Below are 19,885 nucleotides of genomic sequence, written 5' to 3' on the forward strand. Positions count from 1 at the left end.
TTTAAAGCATTATTTCTTATTGTCCCACCAGAGACGTGTTCCAGCCTTGTCCATACCGCCGCGCAGCAGTTTGCGGGCCTTCTCCAAATTCTCCAGTTCTTCTTGCGAAGTAGCCTTGTTAGTCGGGAAGCGCATGCGACGAATGCCGGTGTAGGTGTCTACCTCATTGTTGCTGAGGTTGCTGATTACCTCATGTAATTTGGGATAGCCCGTTCGACGATATTCGCTCCAGGCTTCCTGCCCGTTCGGATAGAGCGCAATCCATTTCTGAATCATAATTTTCTCCAGTTTCTCCTCTTTGCTACCCTTCCATTCTGCGGTAGCCTTGCTTGGCTGAGCCTTGTTCACGGAGAGTGAAAGATAGTATACCGTCATGTTGTAAGCCATTGGCTGGCGTCCTGATTCTACATATTCGTCTACTTCCGAAGCCGAAATACCATTTTCTTCAAACGACATGGCAATGCCTTTCTTGTAAAGTTCTTCGGCTGTAGCACCGACTGCCCAGCCGTGGAGTGCGGCTTCAGCTTTCAGGAAATACACTTCTGACGCACGCATCCAATAAGTAGGCGCTGTAGAAGGAACATTGGGCTTCGAGCACTCTTTGAAAATCTCATTGGCGGGAAGTGCATGACCGGTGGGAATAGCACAGTATTTACCCAGATTGCCGATAGCGACAGCCTGACGTAGAGACGACTTTGTAAAGTACTTGGGCAAGCGAGGGTCTTCGTAGCCACCCAGATAGGCCAGCATCGACGAACCCATGCGGCATTCGTTGTACTGGTTGATCAGGACATCCAAGTTGTTCTTGAACACAAGCCCGGCTCCTTGTTCCATCTTAGCCTCGTCGCCCGTTCCCTTCATGACGCCGTAGGGATGATTGATGGCCTGAAGAGCGTACTTCTGAGACAATGCGGCATCGGCATAATACACGCGCATGGCCAGACGCAACATCAGGGAGTTGGCGTAAACGACCCATTTTCTGACATCACCGCCATATACGGCATCGGCCTTAGCCAGCAATGTGGTAGAACCTTGGTCGACATATTTCGCGAGTACGGTGATGGCGTCGGTGAGTTCGGCGAACATGGCTTTGTACACTTCTTCCTGACTATCGTAAGGAACGGTAATCAATCCCTTGCCGGCTTCCTTGTAAGGAATGGGGCCGAACATATCGGTAGCTTTGTGCCAAGCCGATATTTTGATGATCTGCGCCAAGGCGAAAGCCTCCGGATAGGCTGTCTCGGTCTTGCTCTTGATATCCTGCCACAATGGTATCATGGTGGAATAGGCTTCTGTATAGGAAGACGCAACCCAACCATCGCGTAAGAAATAGTTCAGGTTGTTGGGGCCGCCCCAGTTATTGTTCTGTCCGAAATAGCCACTCCAACAGTCTGCCGCCAGATTGTAGGCTGTCTGATATCTGTTGACAACACTGGTTCCGTCGGCCTGCGTGCCTACGGGAACCACACATTTCTCCATAGCTGTAATCGGACCACCGATGGCAATACCGTCCATCAACCCCTCTTCGGGGAGCATTTCAAACTCGTTGGTATTGATTTTTTCGAAGTCACAGGCAGTGAACAGCGGTAAAACCAATAGACCTATTATATATTGACATGTTTTCTTTTTCATCGTTTTCAGAATTTAAACTTAACACTGAATCCATAACTCTTGAGACTTGGCTGCATGAAGTAGTCGTTGCCCTGACCATAGGTTCCTGTAGAAGAAGTCATCTCCGGGTCGAAAGGAGCCTTGCAGTAGATCATCCATGGATTGGTAGCCACGAACGAAAGGGTTAGATCGCGCAGCACATGGTTGAACCAACGTGGATTGAACTTATAGCTCAAGGTCAGTTCCTGCAATCGGATGTTGGTAGCACTATAGGTGTAATAGCCAGCGAGGTCGGTTTCACCGGTCGCTGTCAGCGTGTAATATTTCTTCGCGTCGAAGAGTCCTTGATTAGGAATCATCACACCGCCCGCGTCTCTTGCATCAGCAGAAGCCTTAGAAACACCGAAGCGGTCGAGCAAAGCCTGGGTAGAGGATGTTACAACACCGCCGAAACGGGCATTGAAAAGGAAGCTCAAGCCGAAGTTCTTATAGCTGAGCGAGTTGTTCCAACCCATCGTGAAGTCGGGCGTAGTTTTACCCAGATAGATAGGATCCACGGTTTCGAGGTTGATACCGCCCGAAGAGGTCACGTTGACATAGCCTTGGTTGTCTTTTGCCAGCACCTTGCGTGCGTAAATGTCGTTGATACTTCCGCCGACCTTCAGAATTACACGGCCCTTGTCTTTCGATACTTCCGGAATGTTGATGGGCTTCGGACTCTTTGGATGTACGTAGTCCTTAACCATCTCCTTGATTTCGTTTACGTTTCGCGAGTAGGTCAGCGAAGAGTTCCACTGCAAGTCACCGAAGTTTTCGTTATAACCAACGGTCATCTCAACACCACGGTTTTCCACATTTCCAGCCTGTAGATAAACGGCCTTGTAACCAGAACTTTCAGGCAGTTCTCCAATAAAGGTTTGATTATAAGTGTTGGATTTATACCATGTGAATTCTACGGAAAGTTTCTTGAAGAAGCGTGCTGTTAAGCCCACTTCATACGACTTCGTACGCTCAGCCTTATAATCGGTAAACGGATAGATGTCGGTCGACTTCAAGCTACCGCCCACGAGAGGTGTTGTGATGGTGCCCGGCGTCATACCCGAACGGGAAACAGGGGAACCAACTTCGGTATAAGAACTTCTCAGTTTAAGATAAGAGATGAACTTGGGTAGCTTCACCATTTCCGAAACAATGCCCGAAAGACCAACGGAAGGATAGAAGAAAGATTCTTCTGAGGAGTTGACCAAACGAGAGTTCCAGTCGTTACGGCCTGTAAGTGTCAGATAGACCATACTTTTCCAACCCAATTCTGCACTGGCAAAAGCTGCTACGTTGCGCACCTTCGAGTCACCGCCTGACTCACGAATCTTGCTGTCTGACGGGTCGATATTGGTCAGCGAAAACTTGTTGGGCAGCAATACGAGGTTGCCACCGTAGCCACGGGTGAGCGAAGCATAATCGGAATAACTGTAACCGACGTTGGCCGCAAGGCTCAAATCGCCGAAACGCTTGTTGATATTGGCAATCGCGTCTATATAAGTCTGATGATCCTTATAATCATAATATTCATAGGCACCATTAGGCTTAGCGAAGTATTCGTATGAAGAAGCATAAATCTTGCGCTCACTGGTCATGAATGTTCTGTCGAGACGTACACGACCGGCAAGGCTCAGCCAGTCATATATATTATAGGTGAGGCCCGCATTGAACATGTAACGATCCTTATTGTCGGGAGCAAGGTTGCGGTAAGCCGTCCAATAGGGATTCTGATTGGCAAAGCGTCCCTCTTTTATCGGCCAATACTGGAGTGGGAAATTACGGGTAACGTCGAAACGCTCGAACGTCTTGATATCTTCAAATGATTCGCCACGAGGGAATAGATAGGCTGCCATAATCGGATTCCAGTATTCGCCTTGAGAAACCATGTTGTTGTCTTTCTGCTTCACGTATGATGCGCCCAGATCGAGCTGCATCTTTCCTTTGAACAATTTCGACGTATTACGGATGGTAAAGTTGTATCGGTCGTAGGTGTTGTTAGGTACGATGCCTTTCGCATTGGTCGAAGCCACCGACATGAAAGTCTGATTGAATTCGTTTCCGGTGTTGACGGTCAGCGCGTTGATGAAGTTTGTACCAGTGCGGAAGAAGTCTTTCGCGGGATCATAGCTACTGGGGGTGGCCAGTTTCTCGCCCCAACTCTCGTACATACCGGCCTTGTTGCCGTAAGTGTTCTGGAATTTCGGCATGAGTAGCGGCTTGCTGAAGTCGGCTGAAGAAGAGTAAGATATCTCCAAACGACCTTCTTTGCCCTTTCTGGTCGTGATGAGGATAGCACCATTGGCTGCGCTACTACCATACAAGGCTGCTGCTGAGGGACCGGCCAACACGTTGATACTTTCAATATCCTCGGGGTTGAAGTCGGCAATACCTTCACTGCTTACACGGCCTTCGCCCATGATACCACTATCGGTTCCACCGCTGAAATTGAACAAGGGCATACCGTCGATGACATAAAGCACGTTGTTGTCGCCGTCAATAGACTTAGCACCACGCATGATGACACGGGTTGCTCCACCCACACCGCTGGCACTCTTGGATATGCTCACACCGGCAATCTTACCATTGAGTGAGTTTACGAAGTTGGCATCCTTGTTACGGGTCAGCTCCTCGCTCGACACCTTCTGCACGTTGTAGCTCAATGCCTTCTCGGCACGCTTGATACCCAAGGCCGTCACTACGACTTCGTTCAGTACCTTTGAGTCTTCCGTCAGGGTGAGGCGTCGTCCCGCGTCGGCAGCCTTCACCTCCTTGGTGGCGAAGCCTACATACGAGAATTCGAGCACGTCGCCACGATTGGTGTTGATGGAAAAGTTGCCGTCAATGTCGGTCACGGTCGCGTTTTTCGTTCCCTTGACGCGGACCGAAACGCCCGGAAGAGCCTCGCCCTGGGCGTCTACCACCTGGCCCGCCACCTTGACAGAGCCGGTCTTGCCCGCATCTTGCTGTGGCTTTCCTCCATGCTGTTGCGAGATGATGATGTGTCGATCGGTGATGGTAAACTCCAATCCCGAACCCTTCAGCATTTCCTTGAGCAGGTCCGACAGCTCGATGGATGACGAACTGACATTGACTACTTTCTTCAGATTGATGATGTTCTGTCCATAATCGACAGACTTTGATGTTTGTTTTTCAATAGCCGTTATCAGGCTTTTCATCGTAGCTTTCTTCTGTTGAAGCTTAATCGTCAGGTTTTGCGCGTAGGCTCCCGACGAGATAAACAATAATGCAGCCACGAAAAATGTTTTTGGTCTGGCCATTACTGAGTTTGATAATGGATTAATAAATCGTTTCATACTTTAGTATCAGATAATTTGAATCGTTCTAATTATAAATGATAAGTTAATACTCGTGATGTCTTTCTCTGTCTATCGGGCGCCTCCTTTCTTCATTTTAAGCACGATTCTGCCGTGCTCATGTTGATAAGTAAGGTTTCCGGCTATCTTGGTGATGACGTTCATCACGTCGTCGACTCCCTCGTCGTTTCGGAAACTCATGGTATATCTCCTTGTTGTATCGACCGACGGAGCCACGTCAATCTCTACGTTGTACTTTCGGCATACGTCGGCTATTACGCGCCCAAGCGGTTCCTGGTCAAATACCAGCCTACCCTCCATCCACGCTTTGTAGCGTTCGCTGTCGACAGAGGTCTTCCGCATCTGCCCGTTGATACGATTGTAAATCAGCTGCTCGTTGGGTTTCAGCAGGGCCGACTGCCTGTCATTGCTCACGCTGACCTTTCCTTCCTCCAAGGTCGTGGTGACATTCTCGTCGCATACGTAGGCCTTCACGTTGAACCGGGTACCCAAGACCCGTATCCGCAGGTTGCCCACATGGACGATAAAGGGATGTTCGGCGTCCTTCGACACCTCGAAATGGGCCTCACCCTCCAAATAGACCTCACGTCGCGAGGCAAAACGGCTGAACGTGCGAGGGTACAGCACGGTGGAACCGGCGTTGAGACGTACCCGCGTTCCGTCTGAAAGGGTCAGCCCACCGGTCGCTCCGTTGGCTACGCTGCATTCCAACAACTCTCCTGAATGGGCGTAGTAGGACGACGCCGAAAACCAAAGGACGCCACCGGCCGCCAACAACAGCAGCAAGCCTGCCGCGTATTTCACGGCACGCCAACGCTGACGACGACCATCACGACGACGCTCATAGGCGTCGCGACTATGCTGAAAGGTAACCAACGACCGCGCCAAATCGGACGTTTCGGCCGACGACGTCTGGTCCCACACCTTTCTGAACGCGGCCTCCTTGGCCGCGGCATCCTCATCGTCACGCAACCAGCGCGCCACAAGCGGCCGATAGCGATGGGGAATGAGTCCGTCGACAAAGTTTCTTACGATTTGATAGGCTATGTAGTTATTCATGCTTTCAGGGTTTACTGACATAAACGACTGAAGCACGAAAGACACGTAGTTAAAAGAAGTTAAGAGTCGGTTCACAGCTGCCGGAGCAGCATTTCCACGATAAAGACGGTGACAAATTTACGAAGTTCGACCAACGCGGCGGAAATATGAGCCTCCACCGTGCGTTTGCTGATGTGTAATGTCTCGGCAATCTCATCATTCTTCAGCCCGTCCATACGGCTCATTCGGAACACGCGGCGTTGCTGGGGTGGCATTTTCTCTATCTGCCGATGGATGATTTCACGCAATTCATGGCTGTAAAGGGCGTCTTCCACATGGGTCTCATCGGCTATATCCGAGTCTTCGACAGCGGAATGGGCACGCAAGGCCACCGATTTCAAAGCGTCGAGCGCGGCATGACGGGCCATGGCATAGATATAGGCGTCGAGATTTTCCACCGACGAGACGTGACGTCGCTTCATCCACAACTTCATGAAGACGTCCTGCGCTACGTTCTCCGCCTCGTATTCATCGCCACAAAAGCCCATGACAAAGCGCTTCACCCGAGGATAGAAGCGGATGAAAATCATATCGAAAGCTTTCTTTTCGTCACGGTCGAAAGCGATAGAAAACAATGGGTTCGTATCGGATTCCACGATAGCTTATTTATAAGTCGTTAGTTACTACAGCCGATAACAATTACGGTTTCATGCCTTCACCCACTCGGCCAACCGGTACCCGATGACAACACAGACAAAGCAAATCTACCACCCTTTAACACCTGTCATCCATCACCTTGAAAACAGCCTTCTTGAAACCGGCCGGTTCCGCGATGCAAGGAGCATGACCGTCGGTAGGAAAGAAGATGACAAACTCACCGGGCTGAACCGTCACATAGCTCTCGGGGCGAATACCGGGCAACAGAGCGGCGTCGGACGCAACGTCGTAGGTGTCTTGGGGCAACTTGCTCACAGGCGTATAGCCTATGGTTTCAGGACCGCCAATCGGTATCTGAATGTCAACCATCACCCGATGATACTCCAGCACGGCCTCGTCCACCGTCCTGGCTCCCCGCTCCTGGATATTGACAAAAAACTCGGGGCCGTCAATTTCATGGTGTCCTTCGGGCATGACACGCAGGTCGCGTGCCGCCAGAAAGGCCACCACATCCTTAATGCGCGCGTTCATAGGAGCATAGCGGGCCAGATTTTCCAATGTGTCGATAATCATAATGCTACCTTTCAATAATATAGGATGGCGCAAAGGTAACATTATTTTTTGAAAAACCTAAACCATTCACCATCCATCATCCCATCATGCCTTTTCCGCTCTTGGCAAGACAGACGAGAACCTTGTAGTAACTTATGTCAAAAAATAGAATGAGGACACGGTGACTCAGTAGAAAATTGGCCTCACGAAAATTCCACCGCACCCTGAATTATCTTTACATATACCATCAAAAAAGTGGCATTATTCTGAAAAAGAAAAGAGACGGACCAAAATAAGCGATTTTAGAGCAAGTTTATAAAACGCTGGCTATCAACATATTGTATTTTTCAAGGTACTCCCTCTTCGCTTTTTTACCCTTAATAGCTATGCTTTCAGGCCGTAATCGCGGCCCTTTCATCGGCTAAAAGCTATGCTTTGACAGCGTAATCGCTATGCTTTGAGCCGATAAAAGGATAACTTTGGGCACAAAAGGGCATAAAAATCGGTAAAACGAAGGAGCTTTTTGGCATGACGGCACTTAGATGACATGTTGCGGAAGTGTTAAAATCAGGTATCTTTTACAGACAAAGTTACTACAAAAAAGTGAAATGCGGAAAGATATAGTGATAGAATTGAGTTACAAGGGTTTTAGTTGAAGTGGCGATAATTCGTGAAGCCATTACAATCCCTGCCGAAGCCAAATCCTGACGCCGCAACGTTACTTGTTCGTAACCATGCCCGAAAATGCGACAAACGGGCACGGAGGGCGAAACAAGACACTAAGGAATAGTGAGTTACCGACAACTCACGCGAAAAATCCGGTTACGGAAAAAGATTGCGCCGTTCCTCTCCGTTTTGCGTACCGACACCGGACTCTTCACCAACTAATTTTGAAACCAAAAAATTAAGGACAATGAAGAGTACATTTTCAGTAATCTACTACCTCAAGCGTCAGGTAGTGAAAAAGGACGGGACAGTTCCCGTCATGGGACGCATCACAGTTGACGGCAGCCAAACGCAGTTCAGCTGCAAGCTGACTGTCGATCCGAAATTGTGGGACACCAAAGGTGGACGTGTCACGGGCAGAAGCACGGCGGCACTCGAAACGAACCGTATGCTTGACAAGATGCGGGTACGCATCAACAGGCACTATCAGGAAATCATGGAGCGTGATAATTTCGTCACAGCGGAGAAAGTCAAGAACGCATTTCTTGGACTGGAACACCGCCATCATACACTTATGCAGGTGTTCCGCCAGCACAACGAGGACTACGAGAAACAGGTGGAGGCAGGCATGAAAGCCAAAGGCACGCTGTTGAAGTACCGCACCGTTTACAAGCACCTGCAAGAGTTCCTCGACATCCGCTACCATGTGAAGGACATCGCCCTGAAAGAGCTTACCCCGGCTTTCATCTCCGATTTCGAGATGTTCCTGCGCACGGACAAGCACTGCTGCACCAATACCGTGTGGCTGTATGTCTGCCCGCTACGGACGATGGTTTTCATCGCCATCAACAACGAGTGGCTGACACGCGACCCGTTCCGCGAGTATGAAATCAAGAAGGAGGAAACGACACGCAGTTTCCTGACCAAAGAGGAAATACGCCTGCTGATGGACGGGAAACTGAAAAACGCCAAACAAGAACTGTACCGTGACCTCTACCTGTTCTGCGCCTTCACCGGGTTATCGTTTTCGGATATGCGCAGCCTCACAGAAGAGAATATCCGCACCTACTTCGACGAACACGAGTGGATAAACATCAACCGCCAGAAAACGGGCGTGGTGTCCAACATCCGCCTGCTCGACATCGCCAACCGCATAATCGGCAAATACCGGGGGCTGTGCGAGGACGGCAGGATATTCCCCGTACCGCATTATAACACGTGCCTTGCCGGTATCCGTGCCGTCGCCAAGCGTTGCGGCATCACCAAGCATATCACGTGGCATCAGAGCCGCCACACGGCAGCCACGACGGTATTCCTCTCCAACGGCGTACCCATCGAAACCGTCAGTTCCATGCTCGGACACAAGAGCATAAAGACGACGCAGATTTACGCTAAGATAACGAAAGAGAAACTCAATCAGGACATGGAGAACCTTGTGGCAAGATTGAGCGGCATTGAGGAATTTGCAGGTTGCACCATCTAAAAAAGAGGAGCCATGAAACGTGACATAATCATCATAGATAACAAGGCGGTCAGCGTAACCGGTAACGACGTATGGATGGCCGCCACCGAAATCGCCGGACTGTTCCATACGACCGTCCCGGCAGTGAACGCCGCCATCAAAGCTGTCCGCAAGTCGGACGTGCTGAACGACTACAAGGTATGCCGTTACATGCAACTTGAAAACGGGCTGTACGCGGACGTGTACGCGCTTGAAATCATCATACCCGTCGCCTTCCGGCTGAACACCTACAACACCCACCTGTTTCGCACATGGCTGGTGGGAAAGGCACTCTCACAAGAGAAACGGCAGGCATACGTGATGTTCATACAGAACGGAAAAACTGGGTATTGCTGATTGCGCATACCCCATAAGACAAGAAACGGGCAGCACCACAAAAGGTGTCGCCCGTTTCCTTTTTCATGCCAGCGTCACTCCAGCGGCTTGCGGTAGTTCGCTTCCAGTACCTCGCGCAACCCCGTTTCCGGGTAAAGCACCTTCCCTCCCAAAAGTATGAAGGGCAACACGCGGTTGTTGCGGTATTCCTGCAAGGTGCGTCGGCTTACACGGAGCAGTTCCGCCACCTCGCCGTCCGTCAGGTAACGCTCCCCGTCCAGCGGAGGACGGTAATTCTCCAGAAATGCGGACAGCCATTTTGAGCCTTTGCGCATATCCTGCATCACAGAGGCTATCGGCTCGTCTTCCATCGTAAAAACATCGTTGTTCTCGTTTATCATAACTTCGGATTCAGTGGGTAAATAAATCAAATCATCTGCCGTGCGGATAGAGTGTACCGATAAGCGGTATCAACCGCTTTACCTCCTCCGGCTTGTAATAAAACCTGCGGTTTATCTGCGAGTAGCCGATAAGCCGCCTGTCACGCAGCGTCTGCAACGTACGCGGGCTTATTCTCAACTGCCCGCAGACCTCCTCGCCCGTGAGCCATCTTTCCATGCGCCCCGTGTCGCTTTTGCGCCTCAGTGCGGCGACCTTCTCCGAGAGTGCGCCGAATGTCGCCACCATCATCTCGAAAGTCTTTTTCTCAATTGATACTATTTCCATATTCATGCAATTATCGGTTTGCCCGCAAAGGTAACGATACACTCCCGGACACGTGCCGTTTTCCACTGAAAGGCTGCCTGTTGCGCCGTTTGACCGGGTTACGGAGCCATCTTCCGTAAAAATCTTACGTGAGTCACGTAGTGAGTTGTTAAAGCCCCTTTTGTTTATTGCCGAATTTTGCCGCAGATACAAAAAGAAAGGACTGAATATGAAAGTGATAACAATGGAAAGTTCCGTCTTCCGGTCATTGACGGAACAGATAGCGGAGATTGCGGCACACGTCCGTGCCGTCTCCGGTGACAAGAGAGCGGCATCGCCCGACAGGTTGCTCACCACACGCGAGGCGGCGCACCTGCTTAACGTGAGTACCCGCACCCTCCAGCGTATGCGCAGCGAGCAACGCATCGGCTATGTCGTGCTTCGCGGCAAATGCCGCTACCGGCAGTCGGAAATCGACCGCCTGCTTGATGAGAGTACCGTCAACGAGGACGCGGCGACACCGCAGGAACTGAAACGCAACCACACGTTGCGCACGGGCGGCAACCCCAAAGGAAGGAGGACATAGGTCATGGAACTGCTCACACGAAACAACTTCGAAGGCTGGATGCAGAAGTTGATGGAACGGCTCGACCGTCAGGACGAACTGCTGCTGGCGATGAAGGCTGAGGGGAAACAGCCTACTATCACGGAAAGCATCCGCCTTTTCGACAATCAGGACTTGTGCATGCTGCTTCAGATAAGCAAGCGCACCCTGCAACGCTACCGCAGTGTCGGCGCATTGCCCTACAAGACACTGGGCAAGAAAACCTATTACAGCGAGGAGGACGTGCTGACATTCCTTTCCAACCATATCAAGGACTTCAAAAAGGAAGATATAGCCTTCTACAAGGCTCGTATCCATAATTTCTTTCATAAATAACCCATTAAAACATTTTTCAGATGGCAAAGAAAAAAGACGAAAAGGACGTGCTGGTGGTCCGTGACGAGAAGACGGGCGAGATCAGCGTGGTTGCCGGGCTGAACGCGGACGGCACACCCAAGCGCACCCCCGCGAAAGCGGAAAACGCGCAGAGTTTCCTGCAATTCGACCGACACGGCGACGTGCTGGACAACTTCTTCAAGAACTTCTTCCGGCAGTGCAAGGAACCCAGCCGCTTCGGTTTTTACCGCATCGCGGCAGACCAAGCCGAAAATCTCTTGGAGGTGATGAAGCAACTGCTGAAAGACCCCGAAGCGAACAAGGAGCTGCTTGCCCCTCACAAGGTGGACACCTCCGACTACGAGAAAAAGGTGCAGGAAGAACTGGCAACCGAAAAACAAGAACCTCAAAAACAGGAAAACATGGAGCAACAAAAAGAACAACAGGAAGATCCCGAACAGACGCAGGGCAAACGGGGCTACCAGCCCATCGACGAGAGCAAAATCAACTGGCAGGAGCTGGAGGACAGATGGGGCGTGAAGCGTGACGACCTTGAAAAGTCCGGCGACCTTACGAAGATGCTCCACTACGGCAAGTCCGACTTGGTGAAGGTCAAGCCCACCTTCGGCGGCGAAGCATTCGAGCTGGACGCCCGCCTTTCCTTCAAGAAGGACGGCGAGGGAAACATCAGCCTCGTGCCGCACTTCATCCGCAAGGAGCAGAAACTGGATGAATACAAGGAACACAAATTCTCCGACGACGACCGGAAGAACCTGCGCGAGACGGGCAACCTCGGCAGGGTCGTGGACATCGTGGAGAAGGAAACGGGCGAGATTATCCCCTCCTACATCAGCATCGACCGCAAGACGAATGAGATCACGGACATTCCGGCGAGCAAGGTACGCATCCCGGAGCGCATCGGCAAGACGGAAATCACCAAGCAGGAGCAGGATATGCTCCGCGCCGGACTGCCCGTGCGCGACAAGCTCATCGAGCGCAACGACGGCAGGAAGTTCGTCACCACTCTGCAAGTGAACGTGGAGCAGCGCGGCGTGGAGTTCGTGCCGGGAACCGGAAGGTCGCCCCGTACCGTACAGACGCAGGAAACCAAAGGCGACACGTCGAAAAGTCAGGCGCAAGGCGGGGAAAATGCCACACAGACCAAGAAGGAGCAACGCCGCAACACGTGGACGAACGAGGACGGCAGCATCCGCCCCATCAGCAAATGGAGCGACGTGAACTTCACCGAACAGCAGAAAGCCGACTATGTGGCGGGCAAAGCCGTGAAACTGGAGAACGTGACCGACAAGCAGGGCTTCCATGCCACGATGTATATCAAGTTCAACCCGGAGAAGGGTCGCCCGTACCGCTACGAAACAAATCCCGACATCGGGCAGCAGGTCGCCCCGTCCAACGAGAGCCGCACGCAGGTGGCGGTGAACAACGAGGGCAAGACCAACGAGGCGACAAAGAACCTGAAAGAGCCTTTGCAGAAAGGTCAGACCACTCCGAAGGACGCCCGCCAGCAACAGCAGCAGGACAAGCCGCAGAAGAAAACGGGCAAGGGCATGAAAGTATAGACCGATGTCCGCCACTGAATCCAAAATAAAATCCAAAGTATCAACAAAAAAGAAGAAGACATGAAGACAATCATTGCAGAAAAGCCCTCCGTGGCACGTGAAATCGCCCGCATCGTGGGCGCGACAAAGAGAGAGGAAGGATATTTCGAGGGAGGCGGCTATGCCGTGACATGGGCATTCGGACACCTTGTCCAGCTCGCCATGCCCGATGGCTACGGCGTGCGCGGTTTCGTCCGTGACAACCTCCCGATTATCCCCGACACCTTCACGCTCGTCCCCCGTCAGGTCAGGACGGAGAAAGGCTACAAGCCCGATAGCGGCGTGGTGTCGCAGATAAAAACAATCAAAAGGCTGTTCGGCACCAGCGACCAAATCATCGTGGCAACCGATGCCGGACGCGAGGGTGAACTTATCTTCCGCTACCTCTACCACTACACGGGCAGTACCACTCCTTTCGTGCGCCTGTGGATAAGCTCGCTCACCGACAAGGCTATCCGCGAGGGATTGCGCAACCTCGAAGACGGCGGCAAGTATGACAACCTATACCTCGCCGCCAAAGCGCGAAGCGAATCCGACTGGCTCGTGGGCATCAACGGCACGCAGGCTCTCTCCATCGCCGCCGGACACGGCACATACTCCGTGGGGCGGGTGCAGACACCAACGTTGGCTATGGTATGTGAACGCTACTGGGAGAACCGCCGCTTCACGCCCGAAGCCTTCTGGCAACTCCATATCGCAACGGACGGTTGCGACGGCAAGGTCGTGAAATTCTCATCCTCTGAAAAATGGAAGTCGAAAGAACCGGCAACGGAGCTATATAATAAGGTAAAGGCGGCAGGCTTCGCAACGGTAACGAAAGCCGAGCGCAAGGAGAAAACGGAGGATACCCCGTTGCTGTACGACCTGACCACGCTTCAGAAAGAAGCCAACGCCAAGCACGGCTTCACGGCGGAGCAGACGCTTGAAATCGCGCAGAAGCTCTACGAGAAGAAGCTGATAACCTATCCGAGAACGGGTAGCCGCTACATCCCCGAAGACGTGTTTGCCGAAATTCCCAAACTGCTCGCTTTCATCGGCACACAGCACGAATGGAAAGACAAGGTGCGGGCAAAAGCCATCCCGACACGCCGCAGCGTAGACGGCGGCAAGGTGACAGACCACCATGCCCTACTCGTCACGGGTGAGAAACCGCTCTTCCTCTCCAAAGAGGACAATACCATCTATCAGATGATTGCCGGGCGCATGGTCGAGGCATTCTCTGAAAAATGCGTCAAGGACGTGACCGCTGTCATGGCGGAATGTGCCGGAGTGGAGTTTACCGTGAAAGGCAGCGTCATCAGGCAAGCCGGATGGCGTGCTGTCTATGGCGAGGAAAACAAGGAGGAAACCACCATTCCCGGCTGGCAGGAAGGCGACACGCTGACACTGAAAGCCTCTTCCATCACAGAAGGGAAGACCAAGCCCAAGCCGCTACATACCGAAGCCACCCTGCTGTCCGCAATGGAAACGGCGGGCAAGGAAATCGAGGATGACGCACTGCGGCAGGCGATGAAGGACTGCGGCATCGGTACTCCCGCCACACGCGCCTCCATCATCGAAACGCTCTTCAAGCGCGGTTACATGGAACGCTGCAAGAAATTGCTTGTCCCCACCGAAAAGGGGCTTGCACTCAATTCCGTGGTGAAGACGATGCGCATCGCCGATGTCGCCATGACAGGCGAATGGGAGAAGGAACTGGCACGCATCGAGCGTGGGGAGCTGTCCGCCGATACCTTCCGCAAAAAGATAGAGGCGTACACGCGGGAGATTACCTCCGAACTGCTCTCATGCGACAAACTCTTCGGCAGCCGCGATTCCGGTTGCGCGTGTCCCAAGTGCGGCACGGGCAGGATGCGGTTCTACGGCAAGGTGGTACGCTGCGACAACACGGAGTGCGGGCTTCCCGTGTTCCGGCTGAAAGCGGGACGCACCCTGTCCGACGATGAAATCAAAGACCTGCTCACCGAAGGGCATACCCAGCTGCTCAAAGGCTTCAAGAGCAAACAGGGCAAGAGCTTCGATGCCGTCGTCGCCTTTGACGGGGAATATAACACGACGTTCGTGTTCCCGGAGGCTAAAAAGGGCAAGAAATTTTCAGGACGGAAGAAATAGTATTAACTTTGCCACTTGTTCAGAGTAATGAATTGTTCTTCGATACCGGATTACACTCATACTTTGGATTTAGTGGCGGCACTCGGAGGGATACCGAGTGCCTTTTTCTTCCTTTTTTCCAACCGATTATCCCGTTAAATATCAATCCACTAAACTCCAAAGTAATGAACAACAAGAAGAACAACGAAGGGCAGTCCGACTTTTCCTATTACGGTCTGTACCTGATGGACTACCTCCGCACGAACAAGTTTGAACAGGCTACCGACACCGCTTTCATACGGGAACGCGCCGATCGTGCCGCCGAAACGTATGAAAAGGCGCGGATTGAAGGCTATCCCACCGACGGTGCGCAGGAACTGGCGATGGAAACACTGCTGCGCGGGTTGCACTATTCCCGGTACGCCATGCTCCACGAAGTCGTGGAGAACGAGTTTGCCAACGAAGTGCCGGAAGAGAAACAAGAAGCCTTTATCCATAAACTCCTGCCGCTTGTCGGCAACGTGTTCTCCGTCTATGACCTTTCGGACGACAACTTCGCCCTGTCTTCCGATTACGACCTGCTCTATACGGAGCTGACGGGGGCAACCGTCCTTTACATCGGGGAATATGGCGTTTAACCGCAAACAGAAACTACGGGACAACATCGAGGCGATACGGACGGCATTCATCCTTGACAGGGAACAGAGAGCGGCGACAACCGAAGAGCGTGCCATACTTCAAAGGTACTGCGGTTTCGGCGGTCTGAAATGTATCCTGAACCCTGCCAAGGAACTGACGGATGCCGTCCGGTGGGCGAAATCCGACCTCGAACTGTTCGCCCCGACGGTGGAGTTGCACAGGCTCATCCGTGAGAACAGCAAGGACGAAACGGAATACAAGCGGTTTGTGGATTCGCTGAAAGCATCCGTGCTGACCGCTTTCTACACCCCAAAAGAGATAACTGACACCCTCGCGGACATGCTGGCGGATTACAGCGTCCGCCCCGCCCGTATGCTCGAACCGTCGGCAGGTGTAGGCGTGTTCGTGGATTCCGTGCTGCGGCACAGCCCCGATGCGGATGTGATGGCTTTCGAGAAGGATCTGCTCACGGGGACAATCCTGCGGCATCTATATCCAGACCATAAAATGCGCACCTGCGGTTTTGAGAAAATTGAAAAGCCTTTCAACAATTATTTCGACTTGGCGGTATCTAACATCCCGTTCGGTGACATCGCCGTGTTCGACGCGGAGTTTCAGCGTAGCGATTCCTTCGGCAGACGCTCCGCCCAGAACGCCATACACAACTATTTTTTCCTCAAAGGGCTTGATACCGTGCGTGACGGCGGTATCGTGGCGTTTATCACCTCGCAGGGGGTATTGAACAGCACCAAGACCTCCGTGCGTAACGAACTTTTCCGGCAGGCTAATCTGGTATCCGCGGTACGCCTGCCCAACAACCTGTTCACGGACAACGCGGGCACGGAGGTGGGCAGCGACCTGATTGTCCTGCAAAAGCACCTGAACAAGAAGGAAATGTCGCAGGACGAACGGCTGATGACCGTGATACAGACGGATACGAAAACCGACCTGACGGACAACGCCTATTTCATCCACCACCCGGAACGCATCGTGCATACGACGGCGAAACTTGACACCGACCCCTACGGGAAACCCGCTATGGTCTATCTGCACGAGGGCAAGACCGCAGGCATATCCGGGGACTTGCGCCGTATGCTTGACGAGGATTTCCATTACAGGCTCGCCATGCGTCTGTATTCGGGAACAATCCGGCAGTCGGGAACGGAAGAAAAAGTTACCGTTCAAAAGGAGGTAGAGCGTCCTGCTATAAAATTGGAAACGGTATCTTCGGCGCAGACGGTGGAAACTCCGACAGAAAAACCGCAACCCGTTGAGGAAAAACCGGAGATAGAGCCACGTCCGAAATATTCTGACGGTGTGCAGCTATCCTTGCTCGACCTCTGGGGGATGACGGAAGAAGTCAGTCAACAACCGAAAACCGCCAAAAAGAAAAAGGCGGCGAAAAAGGAAAGCCCGACAAGGCGCATTCCGTCCAAGCCGCAGACCACACAGAATGTTACGGAAAACAAGGAGGCGAAAACGGACAATGCCGCCAAGCCTGCCGACCCTGACGACATCTATGCCACGTTGGACTGGGATACCAATCCTCCCATCAACGGCTTCTATGAAATGATGATGGGTTTGACGCCGGAACGCAGGAAGGAACTTCGGGAGCTGGCAAGACAGCATAACGAGAAACAAGTGGCGGCGGAAAAGACGGAAGTGAAAGCTGTGCCGGAAACTTCCCGAGAGCAACCACGACAGGAGGAAACACAGCCGAAAGTTGCCGCCACGCCTGCTGCTACCGATGCTCAAGTGGAAGCGGTGGCGACTTCACTTTTCCCCGACATCGAAGCGGAAAAGCCGAAGGAGGAAGTCGTGGACCTTTCTCCGCGTGCCTACCACCGCACGCCGGAGATGCACCTGCGCGAAGGCTCGCTGGTGGCTGACAGGGCGCGCCGCAACATCGGCTATCTGAAGGACATCACGCCTTACGGGGCCACATTCCAGCCGCTCGACCTGAAAGGCTACCAGAAGGAGAAGGCGTTACAGTATGTTTTACTCCGTGACGCCTACGAGCGGCTGTACCGCTATGAATCGAACCTACACGAAGCAAATGTCCAGTGGCGTGAGCATCTGAACACCTGTTACGATGAGTTCGTCATGCGTTACGGCAACCTCAACGCCAAGCAGAACGTGAAGCTGGTGATGATGGACGCGGGAGGGCGTGACATCCTTTCGCTGGAACGGGCGGAGAACGGGAAGTTTGTCAAGGCGGACATCTTCGATCGTCCTGTTTCCTTCTCCGTGGAGAGCCATGCCAACGTAGGCTCTCCCGAAGAAGCCTTGTCCGCGTCGCTCAACAAATATGGCACGGTCAATCTCGACTATATGCGGGAGATAACCGACAGCACGGCGGAGGAGTTGCTCACAGCCCTGCAAGAACGTATCTATTACAATCCGCTCGTAACCGGTTACGAGATTAAGGACCGCTTTATTGCCGGAAACGTGATAGAGAAGGCGGAACGCATAGAGGCTTGGATGGGCGAAAACCCCGAAAGTGAACGTATGCCGGAGGTGAAGCAGGCGTTGGAGGCTCTGAAAGAAGCCGAACCGCCGCGCATCGCCTTCGAGGATCTGGACTTCAATTTCGGGGAACGCTGGATTCCGACGGGTGTCTATGCCGCCTACATGAGCCGGCTGTTTGACACAGAGGTGAAAATCGCCTACTCCGCCAGCATGGACGAGTTTTCGGTGGCGTGCGGCTACCGCACCATGAAAATCACGGACGAGTTTCTGGTGAAGGGGTATTACCGGAACTATGACGGTATGCACCTTCTGAAACACGCCCTGCACAACACCTGCCCCGACATGATGAAGTCCATCGGCAAGGACGAGCATGGCAACGACATCAAGGTGCGCGACAGCGAGGGAATACAGCTCGCCAACGCCAAGATTGACGAGATACGAAACGGATTCTCCGAATGGCTCGAAGAGCAGTCGCCACAGTTCAAGGAGCGGCTGACGACGATGTATAACCGCAAGTTCAACTGTTTCGTGCGCCCGAAGTATGACGGCTCGCACCAGACTTTCCCCGACCTCAATCTGAAAGGCTTGGCAAGCCGGGGCATCAGGAGCGTCTATCCCTCGCAGATGGATTGTGTCTGGATGCTGAAACAGAACGGCGGCGGAATTTGTGACCATGAGGTGGGAACCGGCAAGACGCTGATTATGTGTATCGCCGCACATGAAATGAAGCGTCTGAATCTGGCGCACAAGCCGATGATTATCGGGCTGAAAGCCAATGTCGCGGAGATTGCCGCCACCTATCAGGCGGCATATCCCAACGCACGTATTCTGTACGCTTCGGAAAAGGACTTTTCGACCGCCAACCGCGTGCGTTTCTTCAACAATATCAAGAACAACGACTACGATTGTGTCATCATGTCGCACGACCAGTTCGGCAAGATACCGCAGTCGCCGGAGTTGCAGCAGCGCATCCTGCAAGCGGAGCTTGACACGGTGGAGGAAAACCTCGAAGTGCTGCGCCAGCAGGGAAAGAACGTGTCGCGGGCGATGCTGAAAGGATTGGAGAAGCGCAAGCACAACCTTGAAGCGAAGCTGGAGAAGGTGGAACACGCCATAAAGTCACGCACGGACGACGTGGTGGATTTCAAGCAGATGGGCATCGACCACATCTTCATAGATGAGAGCCACCAGTTCAAAAATCTGACTTTCAATACACGACACGACCGTGTGGCGGGGCTGGGAAACAGCGAGGGAAGCCAGAAGGCGTTGAACATGCTCTTTGCCATACGCACCATACAGGAGCGCACGGGCAAAGATTTGGGAGCTACGTTCCTCTCCGGCACGACCATCAGCAACTCGCTGACTGAATTGTATCTGCTGTTCAAGTACCTGCGCCCGAAGGAGCTGGAACGGCAGGATATCCGGTGTTTCGACGCTTGGGCGGCGATATTCGCCAAGAAGACGACGGATTTTGAGTTCAACGTGACGAACAACGTGGTGCAGAAGGAGCGTTTCCGATACTTCATCAAAGTGCCGGAGCTTGCCGCCTTCTATGCGGAAGTATGGGAGTAGAAAGCAGAAAATGGCATAAAACTCATATCTGACTGAAATACAGCGGATATTGCTTGTTTCTTCTTAGGGTTGCATCATAGAAAACAGGCAGAAAAGGGAGCGAAAAGGAGGGAGT

General features: G+C 52.6%; 14 protein-coding genes and 1 pseudogene. 8 read left to right on the forward strand and 7 right to left on the reverse strand.

Annotation, left to right across the window (positions count from 1 at the left end):
* Positions 1–9: 9 nt before the first annotated feature.
* The 5 genes from JHU38_RS01965 to JHU38_RS01985 all read right to left on the reverse strand — a co-directional run bounded on the left by JHU38_RS01965 (position 10) and on the right by JHU38_RS01985 (position 7,253).
* Positions 10–1,632: a RagB/SusD family nutrient uptake outer membrane protein gene (locus tag JHU38_RS01965; protein WP_107581783.1), complete on the reverse strand. Its 1,623-nt coding sequence runs from the start codon at positions 1,630–1,632 to the stop codon at positions 10–12.
* 5 nt (positions 1,633–1,637) lie between these two features.
* Positions 1,638–4,928 carry a TonB-dependent receptor gene (locus JHU38_RS01970; protein WP_232369802.1) on the reverse strand — a complete coding sequence of 1,097 codons (3,291 nt, stop codon included), beginning with the start codon at positions 4,926–4,928 and terminating at the stop codon, positions 1,638–1,640.
* 108 nt (positions 4,929–5,036) lie between these two features.
* Positions 5,037–6,044 (reverse strand): FecR family protein, encoded by a 1,008-nt coding sequence (locus tag JHU38_RS01975; RefSeq protein ID WP_107581784.1) that lies wholly within the window; start codon positions 6,042–6,044, stop codon positions 5,037–5,039.
* 71 nt (positions 6,045–6,115) lie between these two features.
* Positions 6,116–6,679 carry an RNA polymerase sigma-70 factor gene (locus JHU38_RS01980; protein ID WP_146157003.1) on the reverse strand — a complete coding sequence of 188 codons (564 nt, stop codon included), beginning with the start codon at positions 6,677–6,679 and terminating at the stop codon, positions 6,116–6,118.
* 118 nt (positions 6,680–6,797) lie between these two features.
* Entirely contained in the window at positions 6,798–7,253 is a 456-nt protein-coding gene (locus JHU38_RS01985; RefSeq protein WP_107581786.1) for a YhcH/YjgK/YiaL family protein, read from the reverse strand.
* A gap of 892 nt (positions 7,254–8,145) precedes the next feature.
* On the opposite strand from JHU38_RS01985, the gene JHU38_RS01990 reads away from it, so the two are divergent.
* A complete protein-coding gene (locus JHU38_RS01990) occupies positions 8,146–9,381 on the forward strand; it encodes a site-specific integrase (protein WP_004371695.1) in 1,236 nt (411 codons plus the stop codon).
* A 12-nt stretch (positions 9,382–9,393) separates the two neighbouring features.
* Positions 9,394–9,756 (forward strand): hypothetical protein, encoded by a 363-nt coding sequence (locus tag JHU38_RS01995; protein WP_004371696.1) that lies wholly within the window; start codon positions 9,394–9,396, stop codon positions 9,754–9,756.
* A gap of 74 nt (positions 9,757–9,830) precedes the next feature.
* Here JHU38_RS01995 and JHU38_RS02000 read toward each other — a convergent pair whose 3' ends face one another.
* Complete coding sequence (locus JHU38_RS02000) at positions 9,831–10,136, reverse strand: helix-turn-helix domain-containing protein (protein ID WP_025072717.1); 306 nt, start codon at positions 10,134–10,136, stop codon at positions 9,831–9,833.
* A gap of 31 nt (positions 10,137–10,167) precedes the next feature.
* Positions 10,168–10,467, reverse strand: a complete 300-nt coding sequence (locus JHU38_RS02005) for a helix-turn-helix domain-containing protein (RefSeq protein WP_004371698.1) — start codon at positions 10,465–10,467, stop codon at positions 10,168–10,170.
* Positions 10,468–10,669: 202 nt separating this feature from the next.
* Here JHU38_RS02005 and JHU38_RS02010 point away from each other — a divergent pair, with 202 nt between their 5' ends.
* The 6 genes and pseudogenes from JHU38_RS02010 to JHU38_RS02035 all read left to right on the forward strand — a co-directional run.
* Positions 10,670–11,026, forward strand: coding sequence for a helix-turn-helix domain-containing protein (locus JHU38_RS02010; protein ID WP_025072716.1), 357 nt, complete (start codon positions 10,670–10,672; stop codon positions 11,024–11,026).
* A gap of 3 nt (positions 11,027–11,029) precedes the next feature.
* On the forward strand, positions 11,030–11,380 hold the full coding sequence (locus JHU38_RS02015) for a helix-turn-helix domain-containing protein (RefSeq protein WP_004291454.1): 351 nt from the start codon (positions 11,030–11,032) through the stop codon (positions 11,378–11,380).
* A 20-nt stretch (positions 11,381–11,400) separates the two neighbouring features.
* Positions 11,401–12,960, forward strand: coding sequence for a DUF3945 domain-containing protein (locus JHU38_RS02020; protein WP_004371700.1), 1,560 nt, complete (start codon positions 11,401–11,403; stop codon positions 12,958–12,960).
* Positions 12,961–13,020: 60 nt separating this feature from the next.
* Positions 13,021–15,111, forward strand: coding sequence for a type IA DNA topoisomerase (locus JHU38_RS02025; RefSeq protein WP_004371701.1), 2,091 nt, complete (start codon positions 13,021–13,023; stop codon positions 15,109–15,111).
* 164 nt (positions 15,112–15,275) lie between these two features.
* The gene (locus JHU38_RS02030) at positions 15,276–15,728 is read left to right on the forward strand and encodes a DUF1896 domain-containing protein (protein ID WP_004371702.1); all 453 of its coding nucleotides are present in this window, start codon (positions 15,276–15,278) and stop codon (positions 15,726–15,728) included.
* A pseudogene (locus tag JHU38_RS02035) lies at positions 15,718–19,761 on the forward strand (N-6 DNA methylase); the annotation flags it as partial. The gene JHU38_RS02030 and the pseudogene JHU38_RS02035, both read left to right, overlap by 11 nt.
* Positions 19,762–19,885: the final 124 nt, after the last annotated feature.

It is taken from the genome of Prevotella illustrans, assembly GCF_017426725.1.
GTDB classification, from domain to species: Bacteria; Bacteroidota; Bacteroidia; order Bacteroidales; family Bacteroidaceae; genus Prevotella; species Prevotella illustrans.